This window comes from Dietzia sp. B32 (genome assembly GCF_024732245.1).
In the GTDB taxonomy this organism is placed as follows: Bacteria; Actinomycetota; Actinomycetes; order Mycobacteriales; family Mycobacteriaceae; genus Dietzia.
In genome coordinates, this window is sequence record NZ_CP093845.1 from 705747 (window position 1) to 721398 (window position 15652).

Genomic DNA, 15652 nt, shown 5'->3' on the forward strand with positions numbered 1-15652 from the left:
CGCCTGACGGTGCTCGGCGCTCGCGACCCTGTTCGGTCGGTCAGGGGCGGTCCCCGGAGAGCTCGTCCTTCCTTTCCCGGCGTCTGCGCAGTCGTCCCAGCGTCAGACTCGTCCGGTCCGACGCTGTCAGTCGGCGAGCGGCTGCGCTTCGGGAGCGAGTTCCTCTTCATCCTCGTCCCCGCGGCGCACCGGCGGCGTCGCCGGTAGTCCCACGGTGGCGAGGAGCCCGATCAGCAGGGCACCCGCTGCACCGAAGGTCGCGACGCGGGCGGCGGTGACCATGGCATCCTCCGCGGCCTGCTGCACCTCCTCGTTCGAGCCCGGCATCTCAGCCAGGCCCGGAATCGCCGTACCCGCGGACCCCTTCACCGCCGAGACGATCTGCTCTTGTTCCTGCGGGGTGAATCCACCGAGGTCCTCGAGGTTTGACGACGCCGCGTTGGCGAGAGTGGTCACCAGAACCGTGCCGAGGATGGCTACGCCGAGAGCCGAGCCGAGTTGCCGCACTGTGCTCTGGAACCCGGAGGCCTGCCCGCTCTGGGCCACCGGGACGTCGACCATGATCACGTTGGTGAGCTGCGCTGTGGCCAGACCCACGCCCACGCCGTAGAGGAAAAGCCACGCGGCCAGGACCCAGGCGTCGGCTGTGGCCGAGATGCTCAGCGCCAGGCCCACCACCGCGATCATCTCGAGCAACAGCCCGATGCGGACGATGCTGCGTCCGCCCATGCGGCCGGCGAGCTGGGCTGTGCCACCGGAGATCAGGAACGTACCCAATGCGAGGGCCAGGATCAGCAGGCCGGTGTTGAGTGGAGTGTATCCGAGCACGCCCTGGACGTAGAGCGGGAGGGCGAACAGCATGCCGAACTCGCCTAGCGAGACGATGAGCGCGGCGATCGATCCGTAGCGCAGGCTCCGGATCCGGAGCAGTCCGAGGTCCAGCAGCACCGGGCGTCCGGCGCGGACACGCCTGCGTTCAACGGACACGAAGGCCGCCATCGCCAGCACCCCGAGGGCAAACGCGAACGGCACCGGCGACAGTGACGACGGCCAGGTCCAGCCGCCGATCGAGGGCGGGGTGTCGATGTTCCACCATCCGTAACGTTGGCCCTCGATCAGGCCGAACACCAGCGCAGACAAGCCGATCACCGACAGTGCGATCCCGGCGATATCGATTCCGCGATCGGTGTGGAGATCGCGAGTCTCGGGAACCCAGCGGATCGTGCCGATCACGATGATGATGCCGATCGGCAGGTTGATGAGGAAAGCCCAGTGCCAACTGACGTAGGTCGCGAGCCATCCGCCGACGAGCGGGCCGACCGCGGCCATGCCACCGATCGTCGAGCCCCAGATCGCGAACGCGATGCCGCGCTCGCGCCCGGTGAACATGGCGTTCACCGTGGCCAGGGTCGAGGGGAGGATCATCGCGCCGCCGACACCCTGCAGCATTCGGCCCAGGAGAAGCACCGAGCCGTTCGGTGCTGCGGCGGCGATGAGGCTCGCCAGCACGAAGACCGTGATGCCGATGAGCAGGAACCGTCGGCGACCGAACAGGTCTCCCATGCGGCCGACCGTGATCAGCAGCGCCGCAAAGACAAGCGCGTAGATCGAGTTCGCCCACTCGGCCTCGGACACGTTGAGCGAGAGATCCTGGATCAGCACCGGCAGGATCACGTTAACCACGGTGGCGTCCATGATGATGATCGACACGGCCAGCGACACGATCGCCATCGCATACCAACGCTTGGGATGAGGGAAAATCTGCGGTTCGCCCACGTGGTCCTTCGTTCTCGAAGCAGAGTCACTCGGCGCCAGAGGTTACTGACACCACGTCAGCATACTCCTGGATGCCCGCACACGAACGCGAGTCGCCCGCCGGGTACATCCGCCCATCGAACGCCGATCGCCCCGGATCCGCTGACTGGATTCGGGGCGATCAGAGTGCCTACTAGACGTTGAAGCGGAACTCCACCACGTCGCCGTCGACCATGACGTAGTCCTTGCCCTCCATGCGAACCTTGCCGGCGGCCTTGGCGGCGGCCATCGACCCGGCCGCGTCCAGATCCTCGAAGGAGACGATCTCGGCCTTGATGAAGCCCTTCTCGAAGTCCGTGTGGATGACGCCGGCGGCCTTGGGGGCGGTGTCGCCCTTGCGGATGGTCCAGGCGCGCGACTCCTTGGGGCCGGCGGTGAGGTAGGTCTGCAGGCCGAGGGTGTGGAAGCCAGCGCGGGCGAGCGAGTTCAGACCCGGCTCGTGCTGACCGATCGACTCCAGCAGTTCCATGGCGTCGGCCTCGTCGAGCTCGAGGAGCTCCGCCTCGACCTTCGCGTCGAGGAACACGGCGTCGGCCGGGGCCACCGCGGCACGCAGTTCGGCCTGTCGCTCCTCGTTGGTGAGCACGGCCTCGTCGGCGTTGAAGACGTAGAGGAAGGGCTTGGCGGTCATGAGGTGCAGGTCCCGGAGCAGGGTACGGTCCACCTCGTCCTGCGCCTTGAACAGGGTCCGGCCGTCCTCGAGAACTGCCTGCGCCTTGCGGACCTCGTCGAGGGTCGCGACGAGGGACTTGTCCTTGCGAGAGTCCTTCTCGAGCCGCGGGATCGCCTTCTCGATGGTCTCCAGGTCCGCCAGGATCAGCTCGGTGGCGATCACCTCGATGTCGGCCATCGGGTCGACCTTGCCGTCGACGTGGATCACGTCCGGGTCGTCGAAGACCCGCACGACCTGGCAGATGGCGTCGGCCTCGCGGATGTTGGCGAGAAACTTGTTACCCATGCCCTCGCCGGTGCTGGCGCCCTTGACGATGCCGGCGATGTCGACGAACGAGACCACGGCCGGCAGGATCCGCTCGGACCCGAAGATCTCGGCGAGTCGGTTCAGGCGGGGGTCGGGCAGATCGACCACGCCGACGTTGGGCTCGATGGTGGCGAACGGGTAGTTCGCCGCGAGGACGTCGTTGTTCGTCAGGGCGTTGAACAGGGTCGACTTACCGACGTTGGGCAGTCCGACGATTCCGAGGGTGAGGCTCACGAGGCCCGAGTCTACGTCCCGCCTCCCCCGGGCTCCCGCCCCGCCACCCCGGCCCTCGACAGTGAGCGCGCCCGCGTGGCCTCTGTCATCATGTGGGGCATGAGTGATGAGCCGAAACCGCCTCCCGCGCCGGGTGCAGAGGAGGAGCACGTCGACCGGTCCGTCCTCATCGGCATCGGGGGTCGCTGGGTCACCGACTGGGCGTTGCGGCTGGCCATCCTGCTCGTCGCCTGCTGGCTCGTGTCCCGTATCGGCGGCGCACTGTGGGTGGGGATCCTCCCGATCCTGCTGGCGCTCATCGTCTCCACCGTGCTGTGGCCCCCGACGGGGTGGATGACCCGACACGGCGTCCCCAAGTCGTTGGCCGCGCTCATCTCCCTGGTCGGGTCCCTCGGGGTGGTCGCCGGGGTCATCGCGCTGATCGCCCCGTCGATCGTCGAGCAGAGTGTCCAGCTCGCGGATCAGACCTCCGACGCGATCGGCGAGGTCCAGGACTGGCTCCGCGGGCCCCCGCTCAACATCCGTGACGAGCAACTCGACGGTGTCCTGGGTCAGCTCAGTTCGACCCTCCAGGATCGCGGCGACCAGATCGCCAACGGGGTGTTCACCGGGGTGACCGCGGTGGGTTCCCTCGTCGTCACCCTCGTCCTGGTGCTGGTCCTCACCTTCTTCTTCATCAAGGACGGCCCGCGCTTCCTCCCGTTCGTCCGTCGGATCGCCGGCCGCAACGCCGGCCGCCACCTCACCGAGGTCGCCACCCGCGCGTGGAACACCCTGGGCGGGTTCATCCGGACGCAGGCGATCGTCTCGTTCGTCGACGCCTCCCTCATCGGAATCGCCCTGGTCGTCCTCGGGGTCCCCCTGGCGTGGGCGCTGGCTGTGATCACGTTCCTCGCCGGCTTCATCCCCATCGTCGGTGCGTTCACCGCCGGCGCACTGGCGGTCCTCATCGCACTCGTCGCCAATGGGTTCACCACGGCGATCATCGTGCTGATCGTGATCGTCGCCGTGCAGCAGCTCGAGGGCAATATCCTCCAGCCGATCCTGCAGTCCCGGGCGATGAACCTGCATCCGGTCGTGGTGCTGTTGGGCGTCGCCGCCGGCAGTACCCTGTTCGGCATCGTCGGCGCGTTCCTCGCCGTCCCGATCCTGGCCGTGGTCGCGGTCATCCTGCGGTATCTGGGCGAACAGATCGATCTGCGGACCGGGGACGTCACCGCCTCCGACCTCGCGTCGGCGACAGACGAGGGTCGCCTGACGGCCTGGCTGGGTGAACTGTCGAGCTCGCGTTTCGCCCCCCTGCGCAAGAGCAGTAGCGCCATCATGGCCGGGATGATGGACGCGCGCCCGGGTCTCGGGGTCGGGGCGCCGGGGATGGTCCCGCCCGTGGTGCCCCGACCGGGCGCCACAGCGGTGGGGACCGGAGGGGACGACGACGAGGTCGTCCCCCCGACCCCCGATGCCACCGATCCGTCTGCGGACGAGGCGGATCCGCCCACCGGCCCGGTCGACCCCGACGCCGTGACCGGCGACCGCCCGTCGCCGTCGGAAGGCAGGACCAACCCCCTGAGACGCTTCGGCCGATTCCTCGCGCGACGCCTCGAAGGTTAGAGTCATGTCCCGTGAGTAGACGCAGGAGTGGCCGGGTACCGGCGGACGAACGGTCCGTGGTGTCCTCCGTAAGGGGGCTTCCCGCCTGGACAGCGGTCCTGTTGGCGGTGGCGATCTCACTGACCGGCGTGGCGATCGACTCGATCTCCGGAGAGCTCGGCACGTCGTTCACGATCACGTTCTTCCTCGGCTGCCTCGTGTCCGTGCTCGCGGTCGTCCGTCGCTCGGTGTTCGTCGCCGGGGTTCAGCCGCCGATCATCATGGCCGTGCTGGTGCCGCTGGTCTACGTCACCTCCGGCGTCGGTGCCGGCGCGGACGTCTTCTCGCGGACGCAGCTCGTCTCGATCATCCTGCCGTTGGCGACCCGCTTCCCGCTGATGATGACCACCACGATCGTGGTGGTCGGGATCGCCCTGATCCGGGCCTTCGTGTGGGAACCGCGTCCCCGGAACTCCCGTCCGGTGGCCCCCCTCGTACAGCGGAGCGCCCCGGCGCACTCCCGCCGCTGAAGGCAGGGGGCGCCGCGGCGCTCTCCGGATACACCACGTCTCCCCCGCCGCTTCTCCGGCGGGGGCGACCGATCAGACCTTCTTGGGGACCCGCAGCTCACGGGGCAGCGAGAACGTGATGGTCTCCTGCGCCGTCCGCACCGTGGAGACGTCGCCGAAGCCGTGGTCGGCAAGCAGGTCCACCACGCCCCGCACGAGGATCTCCGGCACGGACGCGCCCGAGGTGACCCCGACCGTGGTGACGCCCTCGAACCAGGACGTGTCGATCTCCTTGGCGTAGTCCACCAAGTGCGCGTCGCGGGCTCCCGCCTGCAGCGCGACCTCCACCAGTCGCACGGAGTTGGACGAGTTCTGTGAACCCACCACGATCACGAGGTCGCACTGCGGGGCCATGGTCTTGACCGCGACCTGACGGTTCTGCGTGGCGTAGCAGATGTCGTCGGAGGGCGGGTCGATGAGCGTGGGGTACTTCTGCTTGAGGCGGCGCACCGTCTCCATGGTCTCGTCCACGCTGAGCGTGGTCTGCGAGAGCCAGATTAGCTTTTCGGTGTCCACGGGGATGTCCAGTTCGTCGACGGAGTCGGGCCCGTCGACCAGTGTCACCACGTCGGGCGCCTCACCGGCGGTCCCCTCGACCTCCTCGTGACCCTCGTGGCCCACCAGCAGGATGAGGTAACCCTCGCGCGCGAAGCGCTTGACCTCGGTGTGCACCTTGGTCACCAGGGGGCAGGTGGCGTCGAACGTCTTGAGTTCGAGCCGGAGGGCGCTCTCCCGGACGGCGGGCGAGACCCCGTGCGCCGAGAACACGAGGTTCGCCCCGCGCGGGACCTCGTCGGTCTCGTCGACGAAGATCACGCCCTGGTCGGTGAAGGACTCCACGACGTGCTTGTTGTGGACGATCTCCTTGCGGACGTACAGCGGTGCCCCGTGCTTGGCCAGGGCTTTCTCGACCGTCTCGACGGCTCGGTCGACGCCGGCACAGTAGCCGCGCGGTTCCGCGAGTAGTACCCGCTTGGTTGCCGGTTCGGCGATCATGTCGGTCTGCTCGGTCATGTCCCCAGGGTACGGTTCATACTGGATTTCGACCATTACGCCTCCCTTCACGCCCCCCGGCAGAGAGGTCCGCATGTTCAGACCCCTGTTCCTGACCCGTGCCTCGATCGGACTCGCCGCCACCGCGGCCGAGCGTGTCGTGGCCCTGCCCGGCCGTGCGGTCGAGGCGGTCACCACGCTGCCCGGCATCCCCGTGCGGGTCGCCGGCGGTCTGGTGCAGTCCTACCTCCACGCCGGTCAGGCCCTCACCGACCTGGCCGTGAAGGGCGACAAGGTACTGGCCTCCGTCTTCCCCGCCCGGTCCGATCAGCCGGAGTGGGCGACGTTCGACGAGGACGAGGCCGACCCCGACGAGGTCCTGGACGTGTCCTACCGGGTCTACGGTTCGTCCTCCGCCGCCGGTCGGGGCCGCGGCAGCGACGACGACCCCGACGTGCCGACCGGCCGCGTCACCCCCCGCGACGCGTGACGGCCTCCTCTCCCCGCACCCCCAGCAGCGCCGAGCAGCCGTGGCCGGTCCGGGTGGTCTCGGACCAGATCGCGGCGTGGATCCACCGGCTCGGGGCGGTGTGGGTCGAGGGGCAGATCACCCAGCTCAGCCTGCGCCCCGGCACCCGGACCGCGTTCCTCACCCTGCGTGACCCCTCCGTGGACAACTCGTTGACCCTCACCTGCCCGCCCAGGCTCATCTCGGAGTCGCCGGTACCCGTCACCGAGGGCAGCCGGGTGGTGGTGCGGGGCACCCCGCGCTTCTACACGGGCCGCGGGTCGTTCTCCCTCCAGGTCTCGGAGATCCGCCCGGTGGGCGTGGGCGAGCTCCTCGCCCGCATCGAGCGTCTCAAGCAGGCGCTCTCGGCGGAGGGGTTGTTCGATCCCCGCCTCAAGCGGCCCCTGCCGTTCCTGCCCACGTGCGTGGGCCTGATCACCGGACGGGCGAGTGCTGCGGAACGCGACGTCGTCGAGGTCGCCCGCGGCCGCTGGCCGGACGTCCGTTTCGCCGTGCGCAACACCCCGGTGCAGGGGGCGTCGGCCGTGCCCCAGATCCTCGATGCGCTGGCCGGGCTCGACGCGGACCCCGTCGTCGACGTCATCATCCTCGCCCGCGGCGGCGGGTCGGTCGAGGACCTCCTCCCCTTCTCCGACGAGGCCCTCATCCGTGCGATCTCGCGGTGCCGCACCCCGGTGGTCTCCGCCATCGGACACGAGCCGGACTCGCCGTTGTCGGACCTCGTCGCCGATCTCCGTGCGGCCACCCCCACCGATGCGGCCAAGCGCGTGGTCCCCGACGTGGTCGAGGAGCGGCGCCGCATCGCCGAGGCCCGGTCCCGTACCGCCCGGGCCCTCCGCGGCTGGGTGGACAGGGAGCGTAACCAGCTGGCGGCCGTGCGGTCGCGGCCGTGCATGGCGAACCCGTACGGGATCGTGGACTCGCGGGCGGAGATCGTCGCCGAGGCCCTCCGCGCGGCCCGACGCGACATCACCCGGATCATCGACTCGGAGTCCACGTCGCTGGGCCACCTGTCGGCGCGCCTCACCACGCTCGGGCCCGCCGCCACCCTGGCCCGCGGCTATGCCGTGGTGCAGTCCGTCGCCGGGAGCCACGACGGCCGGGTGGTCTCGTCGATCGCCGACGCCCCACCCGGTTCGCAGCTGCGGATCCGCGTCTCCGACGGTTCCATCTCCGCGGCGGCACTCGGGTCGACACCCGCCGCCGGCCGCACAACCCCGTCCCCTGACACCTCCGAGCCCCAGACACCCGAGCCCCCGACACCCGCGCCCCAGACACCCGCGCCCCAGACACCCGCGCCCCCCAATCCCGAGGAGCAGTCCTGATGTCCGACGAGCAGACCCCCGTCTCCGAACTGGGGTACGAGCAGGCCCGCGACGAGCTGATCGAGGTGGTCCGCATCCTCGAGGCCGGGGGCCAGGACCTCGACGCCTCGCTGGCGTTGTGGGAGCGCGGTGAGGAACTCGCCGCGCGGTGCACCGAGCACCTCGACGGTGCCCGTGCGCGGATCGACGCCGTCCTCGGCGACGACGACGAGGGCGGCTCCGACCGGGGCTGAGCCCGTCGCCCGGCCGGGCACGAACACCGACCGCGGCCCCGATGCGATCACCGCGTGCACCGCACGCGGGCAGCTACCGGGTCGGCAGTGGCTGCTCGCCCTGCACCGCAGCGGCGAGTGACTCGAAATCGGACGTCGGCGCGGATCCGGTGACGGCGACGCGGACGTCGTCGAGGTCGAGCACCCACACCGGCCGGACGTCGTCCCCGGTGAAGACCGCCCACTCGCGACCGGAGACCGGCACCATCGTCCGGCTGGGCCGCGGCCCGCCGCCCAGGGACCGGAACGCGTCCTCGGGGGCGTCTGACTGGACGAGTTCGACGTAGCTGCGCTCGCCGGTCACCCAGCCCACGTGGCTGGACGTGGTCCCGGCGAAGCCCTGGACGCGACCCGAGTTGGGGGTCCAGCTGTCGGGGACCTCGGGCGAGCGGATCGGGAAACCCAGACTCCGGGCGTCCTGTTCCAGCGAGGCCTGTGCGTCGAAGTCGGGGATCTGTCCCTGCTGCGGGCCGGACGGGCTGAAGGTGCACAGCCCGGCCACTCCGGCGAAGACGCCGCAGATCACCATGAGCACCACCACCGACCAGAACATGTCGCGGTTGCCCTGCAGGATTCTCGGTTTCGACTCGGCCACGCCTGCGAGTATCCCACCCACCCGGGGCGAGTCCGGCGCGTGGCCCCCGGCGGGGTGACCGAGGTGGAACAATGGGCGCCGACACCCCACCGAGAACGCCATTACGAGGAGCCAGACCACCTATGTCCCACACCAAGCGCCCCGATCGAAACCTCGCCATGGAGCTGGTCCGTGTGACCGAGGCCGCGGCCCTGGCAGCCGGACGATGGGTCGGGCGTGGTGACAAGAACGGCGGCGACGGCGCTGCGGTGGACGCGATGCGGGAGCTCATCTCGACCGTCGACATGGACGGCGTCGTGGTGATCGGTGAGGGCGAGAAGGACGAGGCGCCCATGCTCTTCAACGGCGAGAAGGTCGGCACCGGCGAGGGGCCGGCCGTCGACGTGGCCGTGGACCCCATCGACGGCACGCGGCTCATGGCGGAGGGCCGGCCCAACTCGATCGCGGTGATCGCCGTCGCCGAGCGCGGTTCGATGTTCGATCCGTCCGCCGTGTTCTACATGCGCAAGATCGCCGTGGGCCCGGACGCCGTCGGCAGGATCGACCTCGCCAAGTCCACCGAGTGGAACATTCGGTCGGTCGCCGAGGCCAAGAACATCGACGTCGGGGACATGACGGTGTGCGTCCTCGACCGGCCGCGCCACGCCGAGCTCATCGCCGAGATCCGTGCCGCGGGCGCCAAGGTGCGGCTCATCATGGACGGCGACGTCGCCGGCGGTGTGGCCGCGGCCTCCGACGACAGCTCGGTGGACATGCTCATGGGCATCGGCGGTACGCCCGAGGGGATCATCACCGCATGCGCGTTGAAGTGCATGGGCGGCGAGATCCAGGGGCAGCTGTGGCCGCAGGACGAGGCGGAGCGCCAGAAGGCGGTCGACGCCGGACTCGACGTCGACGCGATCCTCGGCACGGACGATCTGGTCAAGGGCGACAACTGTTTCTTCGCCGCCACCGGCATCACCAACGGCGACATGGTCCGCGGCGTGAGCTACCGCTCCAACGGCGCCGTCACCCGCTCGCTGGTGATGCGGTCCAAGTCGGGCACCGTCCGCCACGTCGAGGGCCGCCACAAGATGGAGAAGCTCCGCGAGTTCTCCGCCGTGGACTACGGCCAGGCCACCGGCGGCAACTGAGCACTCCCCCGGCAACCCGCGCCCGCCGCACCGGACTCTCCTGCACGGTGCGGCGGGCGCGCCTAGTCTGGCCGGTATGGCCGATCAGACTGAATTCCGTATCGAACACGACACGATGGGCGAGGTCCGGGTCCCCGTGGACGCCCTCTGGCGGGCACAGACCCAGCGCGCGGTCGAGAACTTCCCCGTTTCGGGTAGCGGGCTCGAGCGCGCGCAGATCCGTGCGCTCGGCCTGTTGAAGTCCGCCTGCGCGACCGTCAACGGCCGGCTGGGGCTGCTCGACCCCGACAAGGTCGACGCTATCGTCGCCGCGGCCGGACGGATCGCCGAGGGCGAGCTGGACGAGCATTTCCCGGTGGACGTGTTCCAGACCGGCTCGGGCACCAGTTCCAACATGAACACCAACGAGGTCATCGCCTCGTTGTGTGCGGCCGAGGGTGTCACCGTGCATCCCAACGACGACGTCAACATGTCGCAGTCGTCCAATGACACCTTCCCGACCGCGACCCACGTCGCGGCCACGGAGGTCGTGATCGCGGATCTCGTCCCCGCCCTGGGCACCCTGGCCGAGTCCTTCGAGGCCAAGGCGGAGCAGTGGCGCGAGGTGGTCAAGCCCGGACGCACCCACCTGATGGACGCCGTGCCCGTGACCCTGGGTCAGGAGTTCGCCGGGTACGCCCGCCAGATCCGTGCCGGCGTCGAGCGTGTCTGCGGGACGCTGCCCCGCGTCGGCGAGCTGCCGATCGGCGGCACCGCCGCGGGCACCGGGCTCAACGCCCCCGACGGCTTCGGCTCCGCCGTGGTCGAGGAGCTGCGCTCCCTGACCGGGCTCGAGGAGCTCCGTCTGGCGGCGGATCCGTTCGAGGCCCAGGCCGCCCGCGACGGGCTGGTCGAGCTGTCCGGGGCGCTACGCTCCGTCGCCGTCTCGCTGACCAAGATCGCCAACGACATCCGGTGGATGGGGTCGGGGCCCATGACCGGGCTCTCCGAGATCCACCTGCCGGACCTGCAGCCGGGGTCGTCGATCATGCCCGGCAAGGTCAACCCGGTGCTGTGTGAGACGGTCGCGCAGGTCGCCGCCCAGGTCGTGGGCAACGACGCGGCCGTCGCCTGGGCGGGCGCGAGTGGCGCGTTCGAGCTCAACACCGCGATCCCGGTGATGGCGCGAAACGTGCTCGAGTCGGTCCGGATCCTCGCGAATTCCTCCACCCTGTTCGCCGAGCGCTGCATCGACGGGATCGAGCCCGATGCCGATCGGATGCGTCGCCTCGCCGAGTCCTCCCCCTCGATCGTCACGCCCCTGAACTCGGCGATCGGCTACGAGGAGGCCGCCCGGGTCGCCAAGCACGCTCTCGCCGAGGGGATCACCATCCGCGAGGCCGTCATCGCCCTGGGCTTCGTCCCGGACCCGTTGTCCGAGTCCGAGCTCGACCGCCGACTCGACGTCCTGGGGATGACGGGCCTCGACCGCGAGCGCTGACACCGCCTCACCCTTGCGCCGCCTCACGGCACCGCCGGACCACCGGACCACCGCACGGCCTCCCACCGCTCGGCCTCCCACCGCCGATCGGCTGCGCGCCCGGAATGCCCGCCTCGCGGGGAGTTGCGCGTCGGGAATGGTCCCGACACGCATCGCACCTGCGGCTAGCGGCGCGTACCGGTTCAGCCGGAGTGCTCGATGACCCGGATGGACTGGTCCTCCAGGCGGATCTGCCCGTTCTGGAAATCCGAGTAGATGATCCCGTCGGCGGCGGTCTCGTCGCTCACGGGCCACCCCAACCGGCCGGCCGGCCCGCCGTTGTCGAGGTAGGTGGCGAGGATCTGCCCGCGCACGATCTGCGCTCCGGTGGCCGGTGACCAGTAGACGGTCCCGTCGATGAAGTCTTGCTTCCTACCGCCGTCGAGTTCCTCGGCCGGGGCGACTGGGGCCTGCAGCGCGAGCGGAGTCTCCTTGGCGTCGCTGTACCGGCGGTAGATGGCCATGTTCGTGAGGAACTCGTCCTCGCCGATCTTGACGACGATCGGGTCGTCCGCATCGGACCCGGCCGCCTGCCCGACGCCCGGTTGATCCGACGCCCCGTCGGCCTCCGACCCGGCACCGTCCGACCCGGCACCGGTCTGGGACTGCGCCTCGGCCGGCATGCCACCGGGGACCTGATCGCCGCACGCGCCCAGCACGAGGGCGCACGCGACGACGACCGGGAGCGCGGACACCAGTGTCGGGCGACGGGACATGGGAGACCTCCGTTACGGCAAGATTCGGGCCCGGACTCGACGAGCCCGGACCCGAATCATCCCACGGTGCCCGGGGCATCCCGTCAGGCGGCGTGGATCCGTCGCAGCTCCCCGGAGGAGCCCTCCGGGTGGAACTCCTCCAACATGGTGGTGACGAGTTCGGCGATCGCCGAGCGTTCCGAGCGACTCAGGGTGACGTGCGCGAACAGTGGGTGCCCCTTGAGCTTCTCCACCACCGCCTGGATGCCGTCGTGCCGGCCGACCCGGAGGTTGTCCCGCTGAGCGACGTCGTGGGTGAGGACGACCCGCGACCCGGTCCCCAATCGCGAGAGCACCGTGAGCAGGACGTTCCGCTCCAGTGACTGCGCCTCGTCGACGATGACGAACGAGTCGTGCAGGCTCCGCCCGCGGATGTGGGTCAACGGCAGCACCTCGAGGATGTCGCGGTCCAGGACCTCGTCGATCACGTTCTCGCTCACCAGTCCCTCGAGGGTGTCGAACACTGCCTGGGACCAGGGCGACATCTTCTCCGACTCGCTGCCCGGCAGGTAGCCCAGTTCCTGGCCGCCCACGGCGTAGAGCGGGCGGAACACGACGATCTTGCGGTGCCGACGCCTCTCCAGGACCGACTCCAGGCCCGCGCACAGCGCGAGCGCCGACTTGCCTGTGCCCGCCCGCCCGCCGAGGGACACGATCCCGATCGACTCGTCCAGCAGGCAGTCGATCGCGATGCGCTGCTCGGCGGAGCGTCCCCGCAGGCCGAACACCTCGACATCGCCGCGGACCAGCCGGAGCCCACCGTCGACGGTGACGCGGGCCAGCGCCGACGACGACTCGGTCTGGACCCGGACACCGCAGTGCACCGGGGTCCCGCTCTCCAGCCCCGCGGCCCGGGCGGCCAACGGCGACGTCCCACCAGCCGAGAACAGAGTGTCCACCAGCTCCTGGGTGGCGGGCAGGTCGGCGACCCCGCTGTAGCCGGTCAGCACCACGTCCTGGGCGCGGTACTCGTCGGCGGGGAGCCCGACCGATCCCGCCTTGACCCGCAGCGGGACGTCCTTGGAGACCAGCACGGTGTCGGCACCCTCGGCCCGGAGGTTGAGCGCACACGCGAGGATCCTGGAGTCGTTGCCCGTATCGCGGAACCCGGACGGCAGGACGGCCTGATCGGTGTGGTTGAGCTCGACCCGGAGGGTCCCTCCGGCGGCGGTGACGGCGATGTCGCCGTCGAGGCGCCCGTGCCGCAGGCGCAGGTCCTCGAGCAGCCGCAGCGCCTCGCGGGCGAAGTAGCCCAGCTCGGGATGATTGCGCTTGCCCTCCAGCTCGCTGATCACCGCGATGGGCAGCACCACTCGGTGCTCGGCGAAGCGGGTGACGGCCCACGGGTCGGACAGCAGAACCGAGGTGTCGAGGACGTAGGTACGTACGGTGTCGGTCACGGCGCGCTCCTCGCCCGCGGCACCCGCGAGCGTGTTGGGATGGACCGGCCGGCCCAGGTCACCCGGTGGTGACGGGGCCGGGTGCCGGCCCCCTCCCGATCGAGACAGACGATCATCGGCTGGGACCTCCCGACGGTCGGCTTCCCCACCGACCGTTGCCGATGACGCTACGCCCGAATCACATCCCTGTAGTTAAGTCTGGGTGAACTATCAGGAGGCCCGTCACGCCACTCGTTCGAACGCCGCGGCCAGCCCCTGCCCACCACCGAGGCACATCGTCTCCAGCGCGAGCGTGCCCTCCCGCCGCGCGAGTTCGCGCGACAGGGTGGTGAGGATCCGGGTCCCCGTCGCCCCGACGGGATGCCCGAGCGAGATCCCGGAGCCGTGCACGTTGAGCCGCTCGCGATCGGCGGCGGTGAACCCGTGGCCCGATTCCCATTCCCTCAGGCACGCGAGTACCTGCGCGGCGAACGCCTCGTTGAGTTCGATCAGATCGAAGTCCGACAGTCGCAGGTCGAGCCGGTCGAGCAACCCGGCCGTCGCGGAGACCGGGCCGATGCCCATCCGCGCGGGGTGGACCCCGGTCACGGTCCAGCCGAGCGGTCGGACGAAGGCGCGCAGTCCCAGCTCCTCCGCGCGGCGTCGGGTGGTCACCACGCACACCGAGGCCCCGTCGTTCTCCCCCGACGCGTTGCCCGCGGTGACCGTGGCGTCGGGATCGACGCGGGAGCGGATGGGTCGCAGGTCGGCGAGGGAGGCAGCCGTGACGCCTCGCCGGGGGTGCTCGTCTGTGTCGACGACGACGAGGTCGCCCTTCGGCTGTGGGACCCGCACCGGCACGATCTCCTCGTCGAACACGCCCGAGTCCTGCGCGGCGACCGCGCGCCGCTGACTCTCGGCCGCCAGTTCATCCTGTTCGGCCCGGGAGATCGAAAACTCCGCCCGGAGGTTCTCGGCGGTCTCCAGCATGCCGCCCTCGACCGGGTGGTCGCGGCCACCGGAGGTCACCCGGCCTCGGGCGATCCGGTCGATGAACTCGACCCGGTCGCCGCGGACCCCGCCGCGCAGCCCGAGGGAGTAGAACTCGCTGTTCGACATCGACTCGGCGCCACCGGCGATCACCACGTCGCTCACGCCGACGGCGACCTGCATGGCGGCGTTGAGCACGGCCTGCAGGCCCGATCCGCAGCGTCGGTCGATCTGGATCCCCGGCGTGCTGATGTCCAGACCGGCGTCGAGTGCCGCGACCCGGCCGATCGCGGGCGCCTCGCCGTTGGGGTAACACTGGCCCAGGATCACGTCGCCGATGTCCGCCGTTCCGAGGCCGGTGCGCTCGATGAGTCCCGCGATCGCGGCCGCGGCGAGGTCGGCGGCCTGCAGTGGCGCCAGGACGCCGCCCCGGCGGCCCACCGCGGTCCGGACGGGTTCACAGACCACCACGTCGGCCAGTGCCTCGGCCATCCTGGATCCGGGCACCGGGGCCTGTCGCCTCACTCGACCATCATCCGGACGGTCTCGGCCACGACCGCCGGCCGGTCGGAACCCTCGACCTCGACGGTCACCAGACTGTTGAGTTGGACTCCGGACGACTTCCGCTGGAGCGACGTCAACTCGATCCCCGCACGGATACGTGACCCGACCGGCACCGGCGCGGGGAACCGCACCTTGTCGACCCCGTAGTTGATCATCATGGCGAATCCCCGGATCTCCATCACCTCGGCGCCGAGCACCGGCAGCAGCGACAGGGTGAGGTACCCGTGCGCGATGGTGCGACCGTACGGCCCGTCGGCGGCCCGGACCGGGTCGACGTGGATCCACTGGTGGTCCCCGGTGGCCTCGGCGAACGCGTCGATCCGCTCCTGGGTGATCTCCATCCAGTCGCTGTACCCGACGTGCCGACCGAGCTCGGCCTCGAGCTGCTCCAGTCCCTCGAACACCTTCACG

15 protein-coding genes are annotated in these 15652 nt (G+C 70.2%); 7 read left to right on the forward strand and 8 right to left on the reverse strand.

The window, feature by feature from the left end:
• Positions 1 to 126: 126 nt before the first annotated feature.
• Together L8M95_RS03380 and ychF are read right to left on the reverse strand one after the other, a co-directional pair.
• Positions 127 to 1731 carry an MFS transporter gene (locus tag L8M95_RS03380; RefSeq protein ID WP_260487955.1) on the reverse strand — a complete coding sequence of 535 codons (1605 nt, stop codon included), beginning with the start codon at positions 1729 to 1731 and terminating at the stop codon, positions 127 to 129.
• Positions 1732 to 1948: 217 nt separating this feature from the next.
• Complete coding sequence (ychF, locus tag L8M95_RS03385; protein ID WP_260487956.1) at positions 1949 to 3028, reverse strand: redox-regulated ATPase YchF; 1080 nt, start codon at positions 3026 to 3028, stop codon at positions 1949 to 1951.
• 99 nt (positions 3029 to 3127) lie between these two features.
• Here ychF and L8M95_RS03390 point away from each other — a divergent pair, with 99 nt between their 5' ends.
• Complete coding sequence (locus tag L8M95_RS03390) at positions 3128 to 4639, forward strand: AI-2E family transporter (RefSeq protein WP_260487957.1); 1512 nt, start codon at positions 3128 to 3130, stop codon at positions 4637 to 4639.
• A gap of 11 nt (positions 4640 to 4650) precedes the next feature.
• Complete coding sequence (locus L8M95_RS03395; RefSeq protein ID WP_260487958.1) at positions 4651 to 5148, forward strand: DUF6542 domain-containing protein; 498 nt, start codon at positions 4651 to 4653, stop codon at positions 5146 to 5148.
• A 72-nt stretch (positions 5149 to 5220) separates the two neighbouring features.
• On the opposite strand, the gene L8M95_RS03400 is transcribed toward L8M95_RS03395, so the two are convergent.
• Entirely contained in the window at positions 5221 to 6201 is a 981-nt protein-coding gene (locus tag L8M95_RS03400) for a 4-hydroxy-3-methylbut-2-enyl diphosphate reductase (RefSeq protein ID WP_260487959.1), read from the reverse strand.
• Between the two features lie 73 nt (positions 6202 to 6274).
• Between L8M95_RS03400 and L8M95_RS03405 the strand changes: the two genes are divergently transcribed.
• The 3 genes from L8M95_RS03405 to L8M95_RS03415 are packed head-to-tail and all read left to right on the forward strand — an operon-like array spanning position 6275 to position 8267.
• Positions 6275 to 6670 carry a hypothetical protein gene (locus L8M95_RS03405; protein ID WP_260487960.1) on the forward strand — a complete coding sequence of 132 codons (396 nt, stop codon included), beginning with the start codon at positions 6275 to 6277 and terminating at the stop codon, positions 6668 to 6670.
• Positions 6667 to 8034, forward strand: a complete 1368-nt coding sequence (gene xseA, locus L8M95_RS03410; protein WP_260487961.1) for an exodeoxyribonuclease VII large subunit — start codon at positions 6667 to 6669, stop codon at positions 8032 to 8034. Before L8M95_RS03405 ends, xseA begins: the two co-directional genes overlap by 4 nt.
• A complete protein-coding gene (locus L8M95_RS03415; protein ID WP_260487962.1) occupies positions 8034 to 8267 on the forward strand; it encodes an exodeoxyribonuclease VII small subunit in 234 nt (77 codons plus the stop codon). The genes xseA and L8M95_RS03415 overlap by 1 nt, the downstream gene beginning before the upstream one ends.
• 73 nt (positions 8268 to 8340) lie before the next feature.
• On the opposite strand, the gene L8M95_RS03420 is transcribed toward L8M95_RS03415, so the two are convergent.
• Positions 8341 to 8901 carry a DUF4245 domain-containing protein gene (locus tag L8M95_RS03420; RefSeq protein ID WP_260487963.1) on the reverse strand — a complete coding sequence of 187 codons (561 nt, stop codon included), beginning with the start codon at positions 8899 to 8901 and terminating at the stop codon, positions 8341 to 8343.
• A gap of 122 nt (positions 8902 to 9023) precedes the next feature.
• Between L8M95_RS03420 and glpX the strand changes: the two genes are divergently transcribed.
• Positions 9024 to 10034 carry a class II fructose-bisphosphatase gene (gene glpX, locus L8M95_RS03425; protein ID WP_260487964.1) on the forward strand — a complete coding sequence of 337 codons (1011 nt, stop codon included), beginning with the start codon at positions 9024 to 9026 and terminating at the stop codon, positions 10032 to 10034.
• A gap of 76 nt (positions 10035 to 10110) precedes the next feature.
• Positions 10111 to 11514 carry a class II fumarate hydratase gene (locus L8M95_RS03430; RefSeq protein WP_260487965.1) on the forward strand — a complete coding sequence of 468 codons (1404 nt, stop codon included), beginning with the start codon at positions 10111 to 10113 and terminating at the stop codon, positions 11512 to 11514.
• 182 nt (positions 11515 to 11696) lie between these two features.
• Here the strand turns inward: L8M95_RS03430 and L8M95_RS03435 are convergent, their stop codons facing one another.
• The 4 genes from L8M95_RS03435 to L8M95_RS03450 form a co-directional block, all read right to left on the reverse strand.
• Positions 11697 to 12269 carry an LGFP repeat-containing protein gene (locus L8M95_RS03435; protein ID WP_260487966.1) on the reverse strand — a complete coding sequence of 191 codons (573 nt, stop codon included), beginning with the start codon at positions 12267 to 12269 and terminating at the stop codon, positions 11697 to 11699.
• 83 nt (positions 12270 to 12352) lie between these two features.
• Positions 12353 to 13708, reverse strand: a complete 1356-nt coding sequence (locus L8M95_RS03440) for a PhoH family protein (RefSeq protein WP_260487967.1) — start codon at positions 13706 to 13708, stop codon at positions 12353 to 12355.
• A gap of 222 nt (positions 13709 to 13930) precedes the next feature.
• A complete protein-coding gene (locus L8M95_RS03445; RefSeq protein WP_260489144.1) occupies positions 13931 to 15157 on the reverse strand; it encodes an acetyl-CoA C-acetyltransferase in 1227 nt (408 codons plus the stop codon).
• Between the two features lie 41 nt (positions 15158 to 15198).
• Positions 15199 to 15651 carry a MaoC family dehydratase gene (locus L8M95_RS03450; RefSeq protein ID WP_260487968.1) on the reverse strand — a complete coding sequence of 151 codons (453 nt, stop codon included), beginning with the start codon at positions 15649 to 15651 and terminating at the stop codon, positions 15199 to 15201.
• Position 15652: the final 1 nt, after the last annotated feature.

Excerpts from the sequence above, each read along its gene's own strand:
- L8M95_RS03380 (WP_260487955.1), bottom strand. The coding sequence starts at position 1,731 with ATGGCGATCGTGTCGCTGGCCGTGTCGATCATCATCATGGACGCCACC.
- L8M95_RS03390 (WP_260487957.1), top strand. The coding sequence starts at position 3,128 with ATGAGTGATGAGCCGAAACCGCCTCCCGCGCCGGGTGCAGAGGAGGAG.
- L8M95_RS03400 (WP_260487959.1), bottom strand. The coding sequence starts at position 6,201 with ATGACCGAGCAGACCGACATGATCGCCGAACCGGCAACCAAGCGGGTA.
- L8M95_RS03405 (WP_260487960.1), top strand. The coding sequence starts at position 6,275 with ATGTTCAGACCCCTGTTCCTGACCCGTGCCTCGATCGGACTCGCCGCC.
- L8M95_RS03415 (WP_260487962.1), top strand. The coding sequence starts at position 8,034 with ATGTCCGACGAGCAGACCCCCGTCTCCGAACTGGGGTACGAGCAGGCC.
- glpX (WP_260487964.1), top strand. The coding sequence starts at position 9,024 with ATGTCCCACACCAAGCGCCCCGATCGAAACCTCGCCATGGAGCTGGTC.
- L8M95_RS03430 (WP_260487965.1), top strand. The coding sequence starts at position 10,111 with ATGGCCGATCAGACTGAATTCCGTATCGAACACGACACGATGGGCGAG.
- L8M95_RS03435 (WP_260487966.1), bottom strand. The coding sequence starts at position 12,269 with ATGTCCCGTCGCCCGACACTGGTGTCCGCGCTCCCGGTCGTCGTCGCG.